Source organism: Mesorhizobium sp. M1295 (assembly GCF_040318135.1).
GTDB lineage: Bacteria > Pseudomonadota > Alphaproteobacteria > Rhizobiales > Rhizobiaceae > Mesorhizobium.
Genome location: NZ_JAMYLU010000025.1, coordinates 70009 through 87176, shown reverse-complemented (window position 1 = coordinate 87176; position 17168 = coordinate 70009). Strand labels below are relative to the sequence as shown.

Below are 17168 nucleotides of genomic sequence, written 5' to 3'. Positions count from 1 at the left end.
CGCTAAACACGGGGGCTGCGCGGCGGACACGCCGACGTCACAGCTACTGCCACGCCATTTTTGCAGAACTTGACGCACACAACTAAGTTGGAGGTGAGGTGTTGAACGCACAATGGGTAAGCACGATCGGAGACAACCGTGATAGGTGACCGGAAGGTTTCGTTATTGAAGACCGCTCGCGGTTAATGCTCTCGAGCCAGTGTTTGACCGTTCCGGCCAGTCAATACGGGCGACGAAATCGTAAACCGGACCGCCGGGTACTCCCCAATTGCTTGACCAGACCACCTGTGAACCGTCTGGGGACGGCGAGGCGTGGGTCTCACTCCAGTAGTCGAATGGAGCGTTCTTCGTCTGCACAACACGTCGAACCTCTCCGCTGCCGTCGATGCGCAGCGCGATGACTTCCCGCGCATACGGCGCCCAATTCGGATATTTCGATACTTCGTCCGGGTCGCCGGAATAGCTAAGGAACACCCAACCCGGCCTGTCCAGTGACCTGAGCGATGCATGCTGTGCTTCGCCATATCTCATCAGCGAGGTGACTTTCCCATCTGACAGCCTTCGCTTGATCACCTGGAATATGTCCGGATCGGATTTACTGATCCCCACATAGATTTCGCTGCCGTCGGCATCGACCGTCATGTCCCCATGGCCAGGCCGATGATGCTCGGTCCATTTTTGGCGCAGAACGCCGTCAACCGAAAAGATGAACGTCTGTTCAGTTTCGTCTTTTAGGTACTGAATGCATAAGATGTTGACGCCTAGCGGCGAGATTGAGCAGGCGCTGTTGGTCCCGACAAGCTGTGCGAGATCGATTTCCGGAAACTTCCGCCGCTGTTTGAGATCGTAGGCAAAGACGACCGCTTTGCCGTCCCCGCGAACCGCGCGCACGGCTATACGGCTGCCGTCACGGCTCGGATTCCCTTTATAAGGGCCGAACTGGAGATCGCTACTGTCAGTCGAAACAAACAGGACCTCCTCATGATTGGTGCGTGGCGCCCACGTCGAGATTTTCCGACCACCGACGCAGATCATCAGGTCGGGATCGCGAGGGTGCCATTCGCATTCGATCGATCGAACACGGCGAAAAAGCGGAGCGTAGGTGCGCCCATCCAGGAAGCATAAGCCGCCGCAGCCGTTGCTGATGACAAGAAGGCTCTGATCCGAATTCCAGGCCTGAGCGCTCGAATAGCGGTGGCTGCAATATTTGCTCCCGCATGCGACGCCGGCGCCGAGGATTCCGGGTTTGGTTATTCGCGTGAAAGTTGTGCCAAATGCCGCATCCTTCGCCGGGTGCAGGTAATCAGGCAGGTCCATGGCCACCGGCGCGACGAACTTTGTCGATGCCACATCCTCTTCACTCACCGCTCCGCGCAGATCTATGGATGTCGCGCTGGCAGCTAGCGTCAACGCCAAGACAATTTGGTAGCGAAAAAAGCGCATGTCGTGTCAACTCACGCGGTTCCGTCTCAATAGTTCGATTTCCGTTTTTATTGGATACCTTCTTCTCGACGCTTCAAAACCGTATCTCTCTAAGCTTCAACCCTTTTAAATTTCGCCCGCGCCGCGCCAAACTTGTCAATTACTCCACGCGCTATTATTTCGGTGGCGGCAGCGAGCCCGTCCGAATCTAAGCTTTCAACGCAAGTTGTCGGTACCGGGAACGATCCAAGTTGTTCCTCGATAAGATTAACGTGGTCGATATGATCAAGACTGCTCTGCAGATCAACTTCGAGGAACTTCTGAATGATGCCGAGATTACGCCGGCGTTCCTTCAACCGCGCCTCTAGAATCTCTCGTGGCGCCTGCAATCGGACAAGCAGGTCCGGTTTGGGTAGAAGCTCGAGGGCGCACGACACCCTTTCACGATCCGTTATGCCGCTGAACAAAACCAGCGAGCACACGAATTGTACCATACCCTGGTCAAAAATTGAGATCGTGTCCTTGGACGCTATTGCCGCGCGCCAGGCTTGTAGAAGAGCTTCAAGATGCCAGTTCAGACGAGCCGCCCACAGCTCATTCTTGGGTGGAAGGATCTTAAGCACTTCTGCACCGAGAGAACGCTGTCCAATCCACTTTGAATGCAAGCCGGAGACTAGTTTGAAGGCGGCTCTTCTAACCGGGTGTCGACGGTCGCCGGTCTGCAAAACCACAGAGTAGCCCTGAGCTCGCAGAACGTGCACCAGCTCGCACGCCAACGTCGTCTTACCAGCACCGGACGGCCCAAATAGCTCCAAGATCATCTTTCAATCCAGACTGAGGGAAGCCTTCCGGCAGTGATGTTATGTCCATTTGCTGAAGCGAACGCCCATCTCTTCCCGGGATGTCTAGCCGACGAGCCAGGAATTCGCGCCATCCGTATGAATGACGGTGTGGTCACGTTAGGATATCGACGAAGGCCATAATCGTGAACGGAAGGAGTGCGTTTCGGTCACTATCCTTCCCGATTGCCTTCCATCCGTTTGCCGTTCCGTCCCCGACAGGGCTGTGCAGTAGCCCAATGCCCCAGCGCACCTCCACGGGGCTCAGTAGTCATAAGTTCGGCATGTCTCATCCGTTCGGGGGATGCGAGATACCCAGCCATCTGGAAACCTTACCTCTGCGATGGCCCCACCCAGAACTGATCTTTTGCCGCCTCTATCGCCAATAGAACAGCTTGGTGGGGCATCCAATGAATATGTTGGACAAAAAATCTTCGATTCCATCTCAGGAGAAATCGTATGAAAGCGGGCAGATGAGCGAGGACCTCAAGTCATATCCGTCAGCAGGGGCTACAGCCGCTATGCCTACTAGTTACGACGCCGAAGTCGCGGCCGCGGCCTATGATCTCCCAACAAAGCAGAGATATCAGGATCCGAGCTTTGCGAGCTGGTACCTGGACGGATATGCAGGCCGCTTGAAGCTGTCTACAATTGCATCCTACGTCATTGCGCGACGGGAGCAGCGCTGCATCGCCAAGGCGCTGGAGAGGTGCAGCCCGCCTCCATCTCAGGTGCTCGATATCCCATGCGGAACCGGGAAGCTGGCTGGCGTGCTGGGCCGGCATGATTGTCAGGTGCTGGCTGCAGACATTTCAATGGAAATGATGGCCCTGGCTAAGTCAGCATATGAAGGTCAGCCCGGATTTCGGGGATTCATCCGATGTGACGTGACGCAACTGCCGTTCGCCGACGAAAGCTTTGACACGGTGGTCTGTCTTCGCCTCATCCATCTTATCCCGCCACATCTCAGGCGCGACATTATCATGGAGCTCGCGCGCGTTGCCAGCCGCCGTCTGATCGTATCCTACGGCGTTGGCACCCGCCTCCAGAGAATGCGACTAAGGCTGCGGAAGATAATCACCGGAAGGCTGTCGGCGCCTCATCCCGTCAATCTTAACGTTGCACGACAGGATTTCGCAGAGGCGGGGCTCGAACTGGTACGCTCTTTCAGCGTCCTCCGGTTCCTGTCCTGCGAGCAGCTGTTCGTACTTGAGAAGGTAAAGGCGTGGCCTGCCGCCGGTTTGCAGCCTTTGCGTTAGCACTGGCATTGCGGATCAAGCCGCTGATGGGTGTCAAAAGCTGAAACGGCGACGGGAGGTGGCTGTGGAACCGGCAGGCAAGGCCATTCCGGCGCGCATGGCATCACTCGACCTGCTGCGCTTGGCCGCAGCCCTCGCGGTCGTGCTCTATCATTATCTTTTTGGCGGCGCGATCGCCGGAAGTCTCGATGTGGAATATCCTGCCGCAGCACCTTACGCCATCTATGGCTATCTCGGCGTCAATCTGTTTTTCCTGATCAGCGGTTTCGTCATCGCGTGGTCGGCCGAAGGTCGAACCTGGCAGGAATTCGCGGTCGCCCGCTTCGCCCGGCTTTATCCCGGATTCCTCGTCTGCATGACCGCAACTTTTGTTGTTCTCGTCGTCGCCAAAGACCAGCGTTTTCCGACCGATATTGCGACCTATGTAGCCAATCTCTCTATGTTCGCCCGCCTCTTCGGCAGACCATCCATGGATGGGGCCTACTGGTCGATCATGCTCGAGATCCTGTTCTACGGCTGGGTTGCAGTGCTGATCTTTGCGGGTGCCTTTCAGCGCTGGAAAATACCTATCGCTGCCATCTGGCTCGCAATTTCGGCAAGCAACGAGTTCTTCTTTGAGAACGCGGTGATACGCATTCTCTTTATTACAAACTATGCGCCTTTGTTTGCCGCCGGCATCCTCGCGGAAGACATCGTTGCAAGGGGCCGTTCGCCGGCTGCGTTCCTGCTTCTTGCCGTCGCATTCCTGGTGTCTTGCCAGACCATAATCTTCTCTCACCACTGGATGCATGAGCACTTTGGCGCTGCCATTTCGTATCCTGCTCTCCTCGCTGCCAATATAGTGGTCTACGGAGTCTTCTCTGGCGCGATACTGCTCCGCTCCGTGATTGCTCCATCCAAGGTTGTCATGATGCTCGGAGGATTGACTTATCCACTGTATCTTTTGCATCAGTATATTGGCTACATCTCGCTTAACGCGCTGGCGCCGCATGTCGGAAAGAACGCCGCATTCTTCGTTGTATTTGCCGGGATTCTTCTTGCCTCTTTTCTCGTCTGGCGCTTCATCGAGACGCCGGTACGCAAGCCGCTCGTTCGCGCTCTGGTGTCTGGGATATATCGCCTTGCACCAGCGTCGCAGCCAATCCGGCCAACCTCGTCCGCACGAACATCGTGATCAGAAGCGCTCGGCGGGTGTGCCAGAAAGATTCGCGTTAATCGCGAAACACCGGGGTATCCAGGCTTGGCACGCTGTACGATATTGGCTACATCTCGCTTAATGCGCTGGCGCCGCATGTCGGAAAGAACGCCGCATTCTTCGTTGTATTTGCCGGGATTCTTCTTGCCTCTTTTCTCGTCTGGCGCTTCATCGAGACGCCGGTACGCAAGCCGCTCGTTCGCGCTCTGGTGTCTGGGATATATCGCCTTGCACCAGCGTCGCAGCCAATCCGGCCAACCTCGTCCGCACGAACATCGTGATCAGAAGCGCTCGGCGGGTGTGCCAGAAAGATTCGCGTTAATCGCGAAGCACCGGGGTATCCAGGCTTGGCACGCTGTACGGCACACTGGATGTGTCCCGCTTCCGGTTTCATTGACGGCTCAGCCGATTCCCCAGCACCCCGCACGACGAGGCTTCAAGAGCAGCGAAGCGCACTCCAAATAGCGCACGCCAGGTCCGGCACATGGCGCAAGACTCTCTTGCGACCTGGCACCGCATCGAAGGGCTTATCGGGGAGAAGGTCGCACTGTGTGTATCAACTTACGATCAAAGTTTCTCTCACGGGGTGCCGGTATGTGATTTGGCGCTAATATACGCAGTCTGTAGGTAGGGCGCTGTCGAAACAGAAAAAGGAATATTGGATGACAACTCTGCATTACACGTCAGGTGGATCGGGCACGGAAATTGCACAAGCCGGATTCAATCTGGCTGACGTTTCATCCGTTGACCAACTCAATGCGCTGCCGGACGGTATGAAAGGCATGGTCTATCTGAACGAAACCGACGGAGTAACCTCCTCCTTTGTCGACAAGGTCACGCCCTTCATCGGTAATCCAAAGCTGTTCGGATTCTTCCTGGTTGACGAGCCGGATCCCACCGGCCAATGGGGTACCTACGCCTCTGCCGCAAATCTGAAGGCAGAATCCGACTGGATTCATTCCAATGTGCCGGATGCCAAGACCTATATCACAATGATGAGCCTGGGGACGTCGGCGAATCCAGATTTTTCGAACACCTACAATCCCGCCAGTACGGGTATCGATTACTACGGCGTGGATGTCTATCCTGTCCGCACGGATGGCGCGGTCGACTACAACATGATCGACAAATTCGTCGCCGCCGCTCAGGCGTCGGGCATCCCGACGAGCCAGATCATTCCAGGCTACCAGACGTTTGGAGGTGGCGACTATAACACCGACATGGGTGGCAAATATGTCGTGCCCACCGCCACCCAGATGGAAACCATGATGGACCACTGGGCCAAGCTGGTTCCGTCACCCGCCTTCGACTACGCATACGCCTGGGGTTCGCAGCGAGGCGACACAGCGTTGGAGAGCTCTTCGGAACTGCAGGCCGTTTTCCGGGAACACAATCTCAGCACTGGAGGGACTGCTCCTTCCGAAGCCGCGGCTACTGATCCCAGTTCTACGGCGAGCATCCCTTCCGAAGCCACTGCCAGCGATGGCACCTCGACTGTCACCTCCCCTTCCGAAGCCACCGCCGGCGACAGCACCTCGACTGCCATCGCCCCTTCCGAAGCCACCACCGGCGATAGCGCCTCGACTGCCACGGCCCCGTCCGAGGCCACCCCCAGCGACAGCGCCTCAACTGCCACGGCCCCGTCCGAGGCCACCCCCAGCGACAGCGCCTCAACTGCCACGGCCCCGTCCGAGGCCACCCCCAGCGATGGCGCCTCAACTGCCCCTGCCGAGGCCACCACCGGCGATAGCGCCTCGATTGCCACGGCCCCGTCCGAGGCCACCCCCAGCGACAGCACCTCGACTGCCACCGCCCCTTCCGGGGCCACCCCCAGCGACAGCACCTCGGCTGCCACCGCCCCTTCCGGGGCCATCACCGGCGATAGCAGCTCGACTGCGACTGCCCCTGCCGAGACCACTACCGGCGATAGCAATCATAGCAAGACCGCGCTTTCGCACCTCCTCGCTGGCAATAGCAGTTCGACCGACACCGCCGCCTCCACAAGCGATGGTAGTGATAGCAAGACCGCGCTTTCGCATCTCCTCGCCGGCAATGGCCGTTCGACTGATACCGCCGCTTCCAGCGCCACCACAAGCGATGGCAGTCATGGCAAGACCGCGCTTTCGCATCTCCTCGCCGGCAATAGTAGTTCGACCGATACAGCCGCTTCCGGCGCCACCACAAGCGATGGCAGTCATGGCAAGACCGCGCTCTCGCACCTCCTCGCTGGCAATGGCAGTTCGACTGATACCGCCGCTTCCGGCGCCACCACAAGCGATGGCAGTGATAGCAAGACCGCGCTTTCGCACCTCCTTGCCAGCGACGGCAGTTCGACTGACACCACCCACGATAATGCCGGCGACAAGGTAAGCGAGGGCAGCAGCGTTGACCGCATATTGGCTGCGTTGAACCATTCTCTTTCGGCCGGCTCGGAGCTTCTCCCGACCAACGACCCGTCCGACACAACGGCAACCAGCCTGGTTCGCCACGGGTTCGCGCAGACCGTCCAGCCCGATGAAAATGTCGGCGCCCAGGCAAAAAATGGCGCCGCCGAGATCATGTCCGGCCACGGAGGCAACGACGCCTTCGACTTCAGCAAGCTCCAGGACAAGCTCCACCTCGATCAACCCGCTCTTACCGAGCTTAAGTCGGGCGGGCTTTCATTGCATGCTTCCTCTGCTGATACGGCCGCCGATGATGGTTCCCACCACATCATCTTTGACAGTACAACCGGATCGCTCTCTATCGACAGCGATGAAGTCGGCGGCGCAGCTCAAGCGCAGCTCGCTACCCATTTCCCGTGGCAGCATCAGTCTTTGTGATCTGAAAACCCGGAGCGGCGGACCTTCAAATGGAGTCGGGTCCGCCGCTCCGTCTTTGTTCAATTGCGCCACGGAAGCTTGGCCAAGGGAAGATAAGATACCGGCGGATATCGGAGAGATCGAAGTTGGTCGGCATCATCACCAATGCGAATTTCGGATTCGCAACACTAAGCGGTCTCGGCAATTTTCAGCACGGCGTCGATCTCGGCCATCACCGCTGCCGGCAGCGGCCCTCTTTCCAGCGCACCGAGATTGTCCGCGACCTGCTCGGGCCGCGTGAAGCCGGGAACCGGCAAGGCGATTGCCGACTTGGCGAGGATCCAGCCGAGCGCACCCTGCGCAAGCGTGCGTCCGCCCGAGGTGAGCAGGTCGCGGATTGCCGAGAGCCTTGACAGATACTGCGGGTTGGCGGCGCCATCCCTGAAAAACACCATCCAATCGGCATTCCCGCCGCGCACGTCATCGGTGGGCAGCCTCATGGCCGGCGTGTATTTGCCGGTGAGCAGTCCCATTGCCAGCGGCAGCCGGCTGAACGAGACGAGGTGCTCGCGCGCCGCAACGGCCATCAGCTCGTTCGCCGGGGTAAACACATTGAAGTCGTTCTCTACGGCGACGAAACCCTCGCGCGGCGCGTAGGCCGCAAGCCGTTCGCAGTGATCGGTGCTCCAGCCGAAGCCGCCTATCTTGCCCTCCTGGCGCAACAGGCCGAGCGTATCGAACACCTCGCCGCGCGTTCGATCGGATATTCGTTGATGTGTAGCAGCACGACGTCGATAAAATCGCGCTGCAGGCGCTGCCGCGAATTGTCGATCGATGTCCGGATCGCCGCGGCAGAGGCATCCTCGGGAGCGATCTTGCGCGTTTCGGGATCGCCGAAATAGCCGACCTTGGTGACGATGACGGCTTCGTCCTTACCCTTCAACGCCCGCCCGAGGATTAGTTCGGCATTGCCGGCGCCATAGGCGGCAGCCGTGTCGAACACCCGCGCGCCGATGTCATAGGCCATCGCCAGCGCGGCTTGCGACCTGATATCGTCGACCTCGCCATAGATTGTCGCCGTGTCGCGCCAGCGCGCGGCACCCCCCGCTGCCCAGGTGCCGATCCCGATGCGCGGCACCGATCGGCCATCCCAAAGCTCCATCATCTCCATGCCCGTTTCCTCAACGGCGCAGGCTGGCATGGCGGGCACGCTCGCGGATCTCATCGCGGGAAATGCAGGCATCCACCAGTGTGCTGTCCGGGGCCTGCCTCAAGCTCGCAAGCGTCTGGCGATAGGCAATCCAGCGGGTGAAACGGTATCGAAGTTCATACAACATGGTCGTCTCCTTTGGCGCGCAGAATGCCCGCGCGCCTGGGTTGATCGAAAGCGCAAAGCATCTGCGCGAATCGCATGCTCGATCGAAAAGATGGCGCTCGCTTCTTGGCCAGCCGAGGCGCTTATCCCTGTCCCGTCAGGCAAGATTATCCAACGCCTCCAATTCCTGCATACTTGCGCGCGATGCCCGCTTCGCGCTACAGCCACGGTCGCAAGGAGTTTTTCATTTCTGCAAAATGGATATTGGCTGGGACGATCTGAGGTTGTTTCTCGACGTTGCGCGGCTGGGTGGCTTGAGCGCAGCGACGGGAACCACGCGCCTCAGCGCAGCCACCCTTGGACGACGCGTCACCGCGCTCGAAAAGCAGATTGGCGAACCGCTGTTGCGACGGTCGGAGACGCCGAAGTTGCGGGCCGCACTCTCGGCGCCGGACGCGATGCCGCCGCCGATCGCGAACAGATGCAGCCCGTACCGCGATCCGTAGAGCAGTTTCCAGCCCACCAGGATCACGACGATCCCCCAGAAAACCGGATAGGGAATGCCGAGGAAACTGCCGGAAACGGCAGCGATGACGATTTCCGGCACGGTGCCGCCGGAGACGGGACGTAAGATGCGCGTGATGCCAAGCACGATATACTGCGTCGACAGCGTCGCGATGATCGGATGGACGTTGAAGCGGGTGATCGCCAGGCCGTTGATCAACCCGATGAACGCGGCCAGCAGAAAGACCGCCGGGATCAGCACGATCGCCGGCTGGTCCAGCGCCAGCACCGCCGTCGTGAAGCTGATGACCGAGCCGACCGACAGGTCGAGCCCGCCGATCAGCACGACGATGAGCTGTCCGAGCGCCGCGATGATCAGCGGCATCGCCTGGGCAACCAGGTTGAAAAGGTTTTCGGCCGTGGCGAACTGTGTCGTCTCGACGGTCAGCCACAGCGAAATGAGCAAGGCGACCAGCAGCGGCAGGCCCCACAGGCCCTGTCGTGTGTTCCGGCCACTCAGGATGTTGAACAGCGAATGATACATGGAAGCCCCTAATGCTGGCGCGTGGAGCCGCCCATCAGGGCCGCGTCGAGGATCTTGTGTTCCGTCGCCTGCGCCGCCGGCATTTCGGCAACGATGGTGTCGTGGTGGACGACGTAGATGCGGTCGCAGAGCCCAATCAACTCGATCGTCTCGCGCGACAGCACCAGCACCGCGCCGCCCTTGCGGGTGAAGTCGCGCAGCAGGTGGTAGATCTCCGACTTGGCGCCGATGTCGACGCCGCGGGTCGGCTCCTCCACCAGCAGAAGATCGAGATCCGCGGCGAGGTAGCGGCCGAGCAGAACCTTTTGCTGGTTGCCGCCCGATAGGGAGGCGACCGGAGCGGATGGACCTACCGCCTTTATGTTCATGACCTCCATCAAGCGGGCGATAACGCTTCGATAGGATCGCGCCGACGCAAGTTCGGATCGCCTCGAATGCAATCCGATGGCAATGTTGTGGGCGATCGGCAGGGCGAGAAAGAGCCCCTCTTCCTTGCGGTCTTCGGGAACGAAACCGACCTTCAGCTGCTGCAAATGGCGAACGCCTGATGATGTCGAGAGCGGCATCTTGAGCGCTTTGCCGTTGATGGAAATCGTCCCCGCAAAGGGATGGTAGCGGCCGATCAGCGATCTCAGGAAGCGCTGCTGGCCCTGCCCCTCCAGCCCTGCCAAAGCGACGATCTCACCCTTGTGCAAAGTCAGCGACAGCGGCTGCGATGTCTCGGTGATCCTGAGGTTTTCGACGCGCAGGATCTCGTCGCCCTTGTCGCCCGTGCGATCGGGAAAAAGGTCCTGGAGTTCGCGTCCGACCATCATGGCGATGAGTTCGTCGGTGGTGATCTCGGATACCACCCTGGTGCCGACCAGCGCGCCGTCCTTCAGCACCGTGACCGTGTCGCACAGCTCGAAGATCTCCTCCATGCGATGCGAGATGTAGACAACAGCCTTTCCCTTATCGCGCAGCCGGCGGATGTTGCGGTTGAGCACATCGACGTCGGCCGCGTTCAGCGCCGCCGTCGGCTCGTCCAGGATGAGCACGCTGGCGTCCGCCTGGATGCAATGCGCGATCTCGACGAATTGCCGCTCGGCGATCGTCAGGTTGGAGACGAGTTGTGATGGGTCGAGGGTGAGGCCGAGTTCGCCAAGCGCCTTGGCGGTCTGGCTGCTCATCTCGGGATAGTCGATCGAGCCGAACCGGGTCGTCGGCTCCCGGCCGAGAAACATGTTCTCTGCGATCGACAGATTGGGCAGCAGCGAGTGCTCCTGGAAAACGGTCGAAATGCCGGCATCCAGCGCGTCGCGCGGCGACTTCAGATCGAGCTTTTCCCCGTTCATGAAGATTTCGCCGGAATCGGGCTGATGCACGCCCGCCAGGATCTTCATGAGCGTCGATTTCCTGGCGCCGTTCTCCCCCATCAGGGCGTGGACGCTGCCCGCCTTCAGATCGAGGGAAACGGAGTGGAGCGCCTTGCTCCCTCCGAACGCCTTCGAAATGTGGGACATCTCGATAAGATTGGTCACGAAACCCTCGAACGAACCGGATTCGACAGATGGAACGGCCTGCGGGGAATGCTTGTCCACTCCCCGCCAGCCACGGCGCCGTCACTTCTTGCCGTAATATTCCTTGAGCTTGTCCTCCGGCAGTTCGCTCGGCCACCAGACATTGGCCGTCAAATCGTCGCGATAGTATTTGGCAGCCTTGTCCTTGTCCCAGCCGTCGGGGTTGTAGACATAGCGCTTGTAGAGCTGCTGACCCTCAAGCAGCGCAACAGCGGCGCGCACGCCGGCGGCGCCCTGGGCGGGGCTGTATTCGGGAGAGATCGACTTGAATCCGTCCGTGATCCACTGGCCGAAATAGCCATTGTTGCCCTCGCCCGAAATCGGTGGAATGGGCGTGCCGAACTGCTTGAAGACGTCGACGCAGGCGCGTGTCATGTCGGCGCCGGACGACCAGATGCCGTCGACCTGCGGATTGTTCAGATAGAGTGTCTCGCACAGCTTCTTGGCCTTGTCGTACTGCCAGTCGCCATGCTCCTCGGCGGTGATCTGCACATGCGTGCCCTTGAGCGATTCCAAGAGGCCGTTGTAGCGGTTAGTGTCTTCCGGATGGCCGGCCAGGCCACGCAGGACCCAGATCTTGCCGTTCTCGCCGACGGTCTTCACCAGCCAGTCGCCCATCACCTTGCCGAAATGTTCAGCGCCGCCCTGGATTTCGGTGGTGTAGGCATCGGAATCGATGCGGCCGGTATGAAGAATGACGGGGATGCCGGCGGCGACCGCCTTGGCGATGCTGGCGTTGGCCGATGTGCTGGTCACCGGCTGAACGATGATCGCGTCGACATGTTGCGCGATCAGATCCTCGATATCGGCCACCTGCTTCTTCTGGTCGAAGCCGGCATCGAGCAGGATGAACTTCGAGATGCGCTTGTCCTTTGCTGCGGCATTTTCCGCCTCGTGCGCCACCTGCACGGTCCAGGTGTTTGCGTTGACGCCGAAGTCGCTCATTCCGATGACCCAGGGCGGGTCCTTCTTGAACGCACCGGCCGCGGTCATGCGCGTGTCGTCGGGGCGCGGCGCGACGCCGTCCATCAGCTTGACATCTTCCGCATGCGCCAGGGATGTTACGGCAAGCGCTGATACAACGAGCACTCCCAGACTGACGGTTTTCAGCAATCCTAACATTGAATTCTCCTCCTTGTGGTTGCCCCGGCCGTACGAATGCGTACGGCCGCGAGACGCTCTCCCAATGCACGCTCGTCGTCGCAAACCGACCGATGCACGCAATTCTCCCGCCCCCGAACACATGCGTGTCGAGGTCCAACCTGGGCTGGACGATGATGACGGTTGAGAACTCCTCCGGGCACTTTAGAAGCACAGCGGATTCGGCCTGTCAATAGTTAGTCATGTTGAATGACTATTCCCTTGCTTGCCTTTCACCGCTCCTCTATCCATCATGAATGGCGCTCGCCGGCTTCGGCGCGCTGTCAGTCCCGGCGGGAAAAACATGCGATCAGTATTGTGCTACGGCGACTCCAACACGCACGGCCAGATCCCCGGCAGGGGGCCGCTCGAGCGCTATGGTCCCGATGAGCGTTGGCCGGGGATACTGCGTGCACAGCTGGGGGCCGATTGGTATGTCATCGAGGAAGGATTGAGCGGTCGCACCACCGTCCATGACGATCCGATCGAGGGAGCACACAAGAACGGCCGAACCTATCTTCGCCCTTGCCTGCAGAGCCATGCGACGCTCGACCTCGTCATCATCATGCTCGGCACTAACGACCTGAAGATCCGCTTCAACAAGCCGCCGTCGGAAGTGGCGATGGGAATCGGCTGCCTCGTTTACGACATCAAGGAGCTGGCGCCAGGTCCGGGCGGCACCACGCCCGAAATCATGATCGTGGCGCCGCCGCCGATGCAGGACGACGTCAAGGAATGGAAGTCCATCTTCGCCGGCGCGCCGGAGAAATCGCGCCTGCTGGCGCTCGAGTTCGAGGTTCTGGCGGACTCGCTCGAACTGCACTTTTTCGATGCCGGCTCGGTGGTATCCTGCAGCGAAGCGGACGGGTTTCACATCGATGCCGAAGCCCACAGATTGCTGGGCACGGAGCTGGCCCGCGCGGTCGACGCCATCGGCTGGAGCCGCTCGACATGAGCAACCAAACCGCTGCCAGGCAACGCGCTCTTACCGACGGGGAGACCCTTGCCTGACATGAGATTCGCACCACCCAATCCCTTGCGCATCGCGGATCGTGCGAGCGGGCTGAATGCGTTGAGCGTCCGCAGCTACAATGAGCGGCTGGTGCTATCGTTGCTGCTTCAGAACGAAGGCATTTCGCGGATGGAAATCGGCGAGAAGACCGGCCTGTCGGCGCAGACGGCCTCGGTCATCGTCCGCTCGCTCGTGCAGGAAGGCCTGGTCTCGCAGGGCGAGGCGCAGCGCGGCCGCGTCGGGCCGCCCACCATCCCGCTTTCGCTCGATCCGGAGGGCGCCTATGCGGTCGGCGTCGGCTTCAGCCGGCGCAGGATCGACATCGCGCTCATCGACTTCATCGGCACCGTGCGCTTCCACAAGCAGCTGCCGGCGGATGAAGCCAATCCCTTTCCGCAAAGCAGCGATTTGCTGGGAGCGATCGGGCAGGCCATGACGAGCCTGCCGATCGAGGCGCGCGGCCGGGTCGCCGGCATCGGGCTGGCTGTTCCCGACGAAGTCGACGCCATGGCTGCAATCCGCAACGGATCGAGCACCTCCTTGAAGGCTCTGCAAGGCGAGATCGAAGAGCAGAGCAAGCTGCCGGTTTTCGTGCAGAACGACATCACCGCGGCAGCCGGCGGCGAGAGCATGTTCGGCGTCGCAAAGCCGCTGAACGACTATTTGTTCTTCTATCTCGGCGCGAGACTACAAAGCAGGCTTATCCTCAATCACCAGATCTACAAGGGAAACTCCAGCGCAAGCTTCGCTCATGGCCTTGTGCGCCTGGAGAGCGAACTGACCGAGCGCGGGCGCCCGTCCCAAATCATCTGGAGCAGCAACCCGGAGTGGCCTGATCTCGGAGAGGCCTACAGCGAATGGCTGGGGGAATGCTCCAATCGCCTGAAAGCGTCGATTTCGGCGCTGACCCAGTTTGTTGAGTTCAGGACGGTCGTCCTGTCCAGCTATGCGCCGCGGAAAATCGCCAAGGCGTTGTGCGCCGACATCAACCGCGAATTCGTCACCATCGAAGCGTTGCCGGCGCGGGTCACCATCAGCCCGAAGGCCGTGGGAGCGGCGAGCCTGCCGTTCAGCTCGCGCTTCATGATCCAGTGATTGTGCCCGAACCGCTCTGTCTAGCCGACCCAGGCGTTCGCCTCGCTTCTGCTAAAACAGCCTCACATTACCACTTAGGTTGTCCTCAAGGGCCGTTCGGAATTCCCGCTCGAATACCCCGGCATGGAGCGAGCGGGCGTTCGATGAGACCAAACCGGCCTTTGGTTGGCCCATGAGCGCCGCGGCTGCACCGGAGACGTCGTTGGAGTTCCGTCAAGCGATGGCGGCCCTTCCGGCATCTGTTTTCGTCGTGACGACGGCGGGTCGCGCTGGAAGGGCCGGCATGACAGCGACGGCCGTTTGCGGATCGGCCGTAGGTCGGCCATGAAATAGAAGGCGGGATGTCTCCCGCCCCCTTTTTTATTACTTCGCGATGCAGGTGGCGACCGTCTCCGGCGTGCAGACGTCGAGGCCGGTGTAGGTCGGATCGGTCGGAGCAGGCTTGCCGTCCTTCATGTCCTTGAGCGCAAACATCGTCTTGTAGCCCATTTCGAACGGACGCTGACCGACCTGGCCGAGGGAGTATCCTTCCTTCATCTGGTCAATCTGCGTGGGCAAGGTATCGGCAACGACAAGGGCCAGTTCCTTCTTGGCGATCTTGTCCTTGTAGGGATCGACCGCAGCACGGTTCGCGTCCGGGACAAATTGCGGGAAGCCGCCGGTCGGCACGAATGCGTCAAGGTTCGGCATCTTCGCCATGTAGTCCTGGAACTGCTGTACCGAAAGCGGAAAGTCGTCGTTTGTATAGAGCGGGCAGCCTGGCGCCTCGGTCCAGCCGTTCTGACCGGTCAAGGGATCGCCGGGCGAAGCGGCTGACTTGGTCCCGGAGAGCGTGTCGCGGATGCCCTGCATGCGCTCGTTATGGTTTGCTGCAGCTGCGCCACCCGACTGGATGCAGATGGTGCCGCCTTTCGGCTTGATCGTCTGCACGATCTTGGCGAGGTTCACGCCAATCTCGTAGTTGTGCGTTCCGACATAGGCGGCGCGCAGGTCCTTGTTCTCGGGCAGCACGTCCGCGTCCCAGGTCAGAACAGGAATACCAGCTTCCTTCGCGGCTTGCAGAGCGACGGCCATGGCTGCCGCGTTCGCCGGTGCAACGGCGATGCCATCGACCTTCTTGGCAACCAGATCCTGCACGATCTGAACCTGTTCCTCACCGCCACCGTGCTCGCCGGGTCCGATGTACATGCACTCGAATGCGCCGTTGGACTCGGCCTCTGCCTTCTTGCAGCCATCACGAGCCTGGTCGAAATATGGGTTGTTCATGTTCTTCGGCACCAGCGCGAATACGAGTTTCTGCTGGGCGTAGGCCTGCCCCGCCGTCAGGGCGGACGCGGCAACCGCCGCCGCCAAAAGATATTTCTTCATCGATGTTCCTCCGTTTGTTGTGTTCACCTCAGGATATTCCACCGGCATAAGCCGGCAGAGCTCTAGGCACGCTTGATGGTGAAGAAGGACTTCAGCGATTTGCCGGAAGTACCCAGACCCAGAAGCACAGCGAGAATTATGAAGATGCCGACAAAGGCACCCTGCCAGTTGGAATCGATGCCTGCCATCAATAGGGCGTTGCGGATGACCTCGAGGAAGGCCGACCCGATGACCGCGCCGAAGGCTGTGCCGTAGCCCCCCATCAGGTTTGCGCCGCCGATAACTGTGCCGGCGATGACGCGCAATTCATACCCGGTGCCGACGGCGTTGATCGCCGAACCGCTATAGCCAAGCAGCAGCAGGGATGCGATCGAGGCGCAGAAGGACGAGAAAACATACGCCTGGAACTTGATCCGATCGACGGGCACGCCCGTCATGCGTGCCGCATTCTCGTTACCGCCGATCGCGAACAGATGGCGGGCCCACGCGGTGAAGATGAATACCCAGCCGAGGGCTAGCGCCATGATCACCATCACCCAGAAATGGGACGAGAACTGCGGTATCCAGTAAGGAGCCCATCCCTCCAGCGAGTGCACCGGCCACTTCGCTTGGCCGATCGCTTTCACGATCGGCGCGTCAGGTCCGAATTGGTAGAGCATCTGGTTGCCTGACAGCACCACGGCAAGGGAACGAGCGATCGACAACATGCCGAGTGTGACCACGAAGGACGGCATGCCGATATAGGCGACGAAAAAGCCGTTGAACGCGCCGCAGGCAACTCCAGCGAGAAGGCCGGAGGCGAACGCCACGTACCAAGGATAATGCCAGGTCAGTAGAAGACCGGCCACGATGGCCACGAGGCCCATGACTGACCCAACGGAAAGATCGATCCCGCCCGTAATCAACACCACGGTCATGCCCAGGCCCATGATGGCGATCAGCGCGAAATTCCGGGTGATGTTGGTTGCGTTTTCGGCTGTGCCGAAGCTCGGTTCCAACACTGCCATAAACGCGACAAGGACGAAGAGCGCGACCGAGACCCAGAAGGCCTGGCTACTTCTCAACTTCTGAAGCGCAGTTTGTTCCATGATGCCGACGACGTCGGCAATCGAGGC

The 17168-nt window shown here is 60.1% G+C and carries 15 protein-coding genes and 1 pseudogene; 6 read left to right on the top strand and 10 right to left on the bottom strand.

Annotated features, from left to right (window positions below; all coding sequences use genetic code 11):
• Positions 1 to 162: 162 nt before the first annotated feature.
• Both NKH29_RS27120 and NKH29_RS27115 read right to left on the bottom strand, forming a co-directional pair.
• Positions 163 to 1443, bottom strand: a complete 1281-nt coding sequence (locus NKH29_RS27120) for a hypothetical protein (protein ID WP_352639363.1) — start codon at positions 1441 to 1443, stop codon at positions 163 to 165.
• Between the two features lie 89 nt (positions 1444 to 1532).
• Positions 1533 to 2243, bottom strand: coding sequence for a hypothetical protein (locus NKH29_RS27115; RefSeq protein ID WP_353001007.1), 711 nt, complete (start codon positions 2241 to 2243; stop codon positions 1533 to 1535).
• A 428-nt stretch (positions 2244 to 2671) separates the two neighbouring features.
• Between NKH29_RS27115 and NKH29_RS27110 the strand changes: the two genes are divergently transcribed.
• From NKH29_RS27110 to NKH29_RS27100, 3 genes are all read left to right on the top strand, one after another.
• Complete coding sequence (locus NKH29_RS27110; RefSeq protein ID WP_352484582.1) at positions 2672 to 3520, top strand: class I SAM-dependent methyltransferase; 849 nt, start codon at positions 2672 to 2674, stop codon at positions 3518 to 3520.
• Positions 3521 to 3584: 64 nt separating this feature from the next.
• On the top strand, positions 3585 to 4694 hold the full coding sequence (locus NKH29_RS27105) for an acyltransferase family protein (protein ID WP_352639361.1): 1110 nt from the start codon (positions 3585 to 3587) through the stop codon (positions 4692 to 4694).
• A gap of 683 nt (positions 4695 to 5377) precedes the next feature.
• On the top strand, positions 5378 to 7537 hold the full coding sequence (locus NKH29_RS27100; protein WP_353001004.1) for a hypothetical protein: 2160 nt from the start codon (positions 5378 to 5380) through the stop codon (positions 7535 to 7537).
• Positions 7538 to 7704: 167 nt separating this feature from the next.
• On the opposite strand, the gene NKH29_RS27095 is transcribed toward NKH29_RS27100, so the two are convergent.
• From NKH29_RS27095 to NKH29_RS27085, 3 genes are read right to left on the bottom strand one after another with little or no spacing between them, the layout of a single operon-like run.
• The gene (locus NKH29_RS27095; protein WP_352494507.1) at positions 7705 to 8259 is read right to left on the bottom strand and encodes an aldo/keto reductase; all 555 of its coding nucleotides are present in this window, start codon (positions 8257 to 8259) and stop codon (positions 7705 to 7707) included.
• Positions 8217 to 8687: an aldo/keto reductase gene (locus tag NKH29_RS27090; RefSeq protein ID WP_352790748.1), complete on the bottom strand. Its 471-nt coding sequence runs from the start codon at positions 8685 to 8687 to the stop codon at positions 8217 to 8219. Before NKH29_RS27090 ends, NKH29_RS27095 begins: the two co-directional genes overlap by 43 nt.
• A gap of 10 nt (positions 8688 to 8697) precedes the next feature.
• Positions 8698 to 8853 carry a YjiS-like domain-containing protein gene (locus NKH29_RS27085; RefSeq protein WP_353001002.1) on the bottom strand — a complete coding sequence of 52 codons (156 nt, stop codon included), beginning with the start codon at positions 8851 to 8853 and terminating at the stop codon, positions 8698 to 8700.
• Here NKH29_RS27085 and NKH29_RS27080 point away from each other — a divergent pair.
• Positions 8852 to 9193 (top strand): annotated as a pseudogene (locus NKH29_RS27080) (hypothetical protein); the annotation flags it as partial. The gene NKH29_RS27085 and the pseudogene NKH29_RS27080 sit on opposite strands and share 2 nt — an antisense overlap.
• Here the strand turns inward: NKH29_RS27080 and NKH29_RS27075 are convergent.
• From NKH29_RS27075 to NKH29_RS27065, 3 genes are all read right to left on the bottom strand, one after another.
• The gene (locus NKH29_RS27075) at positions 9076 to 9879 is read right to left on the bottom strand and encodes an ABC transporter permease (RefSeq protein ID WP_352790746.1); all 804 of its coding nucleotides are present in this window, start codon (positions 9877 to 9879) and stop codon (positions 9076 to 9078) included. The pseudogene NKH29_RS27080 and the gene NKH29_RS27075 overlap by 118 nt on opposite strands.
• 8 nt (positions 9880 to 9887) lie before the next feature.
• The gene (locus tag NKH29_RS27070; protein ID WP_353001000.1) at positions 9888 to 11399 is read right to left on the bottom strand and encodes a sugar ABC transporter ATP-binding protein; all 1512 of its coding nucleotides are present in this window, start codon (positions 11397 to 11399) and stop codon (positions 9888 to 9890) included.
• Positions 11400 to 11480: 81 nt separating this feature from the next.
• Positions 11481 to 12560 carry a substrate-binding domain-containing protein gene (locus tag NKH29_RS27065; RefSeq protein WP_352790744.1) on the bottom strand — a complete coding sequence of 360 codons (1080 nt, stop codon included), beginning with the start codon at positions 12558 to 12560 and terminating at the stop codon, positions 11481 to 11483.
• A gap of 322 nt (positions 12561 to 12882) precedes the next feature.
• Here NKH29_RS27065 and NKH29_RS27060 point away from each other — a divergent pair, with 322 nt between their 5' ends.
• Positions 12883 to 13533, top strand: a complete 651-nt coding sequence (locus tag NKH29_RS27060; RefSeq protein ID WP_023675551.1) for an SGNH/GDSL hydrolase family protein — start codon at positions 12883 to 12885, stop codon at positions 13531 to 13533.
• 57 nt (positions 13534 to 13590) lie between these two features.
• The gene (locus NKH29_RS27055; RefSeq protein ID WP_352790743.1) at positions 13591 to 14685 is read left to right on the top strand and encodes an ROK family transcriptional regulator; all 1095 of its coding nucleotides are present in this window, start codon (positions 13591 to 13593) and stop codon (positions 14683 to 14685) included.
• A 363-nt stretch (positions 14686 to 15048) separates the two neighbouring features.
• Here the strand turns inward: NKH29_RS27055 and NKH29_RS27045 are convergent, their stop codons facing one another.
• Both NKH29_RS27045 and NKH29_RS27040 read right to left on the bottom strand, forming a co-directional pair.
• On the bottom strand, positions 15049 to 16053 hold the full coding sequence (locus NKH29_RS27045) for a substrate-binding domain-containing protein (RefSeq protein ID WP_352494514.1): 1005 nt from the start codon (positions 16051 to 16053) through the stop codon (positions 15049 to 15051).
• Between the two features lie 62 nt (positions 16054 to 16115).
• Complete coding sequence (locus NKH29_RS27040; RefSeq protein WP_502911301.1) at positions 16116 to 17141, bottom strand: ABC transporter permease; 1026 nt, start codon at positions 17139 to 17141, stop codon at positions 16116 to 16118.
• Between the last annotated feature and the right edge of the window lie 27 nt (positions 17142 to 17168).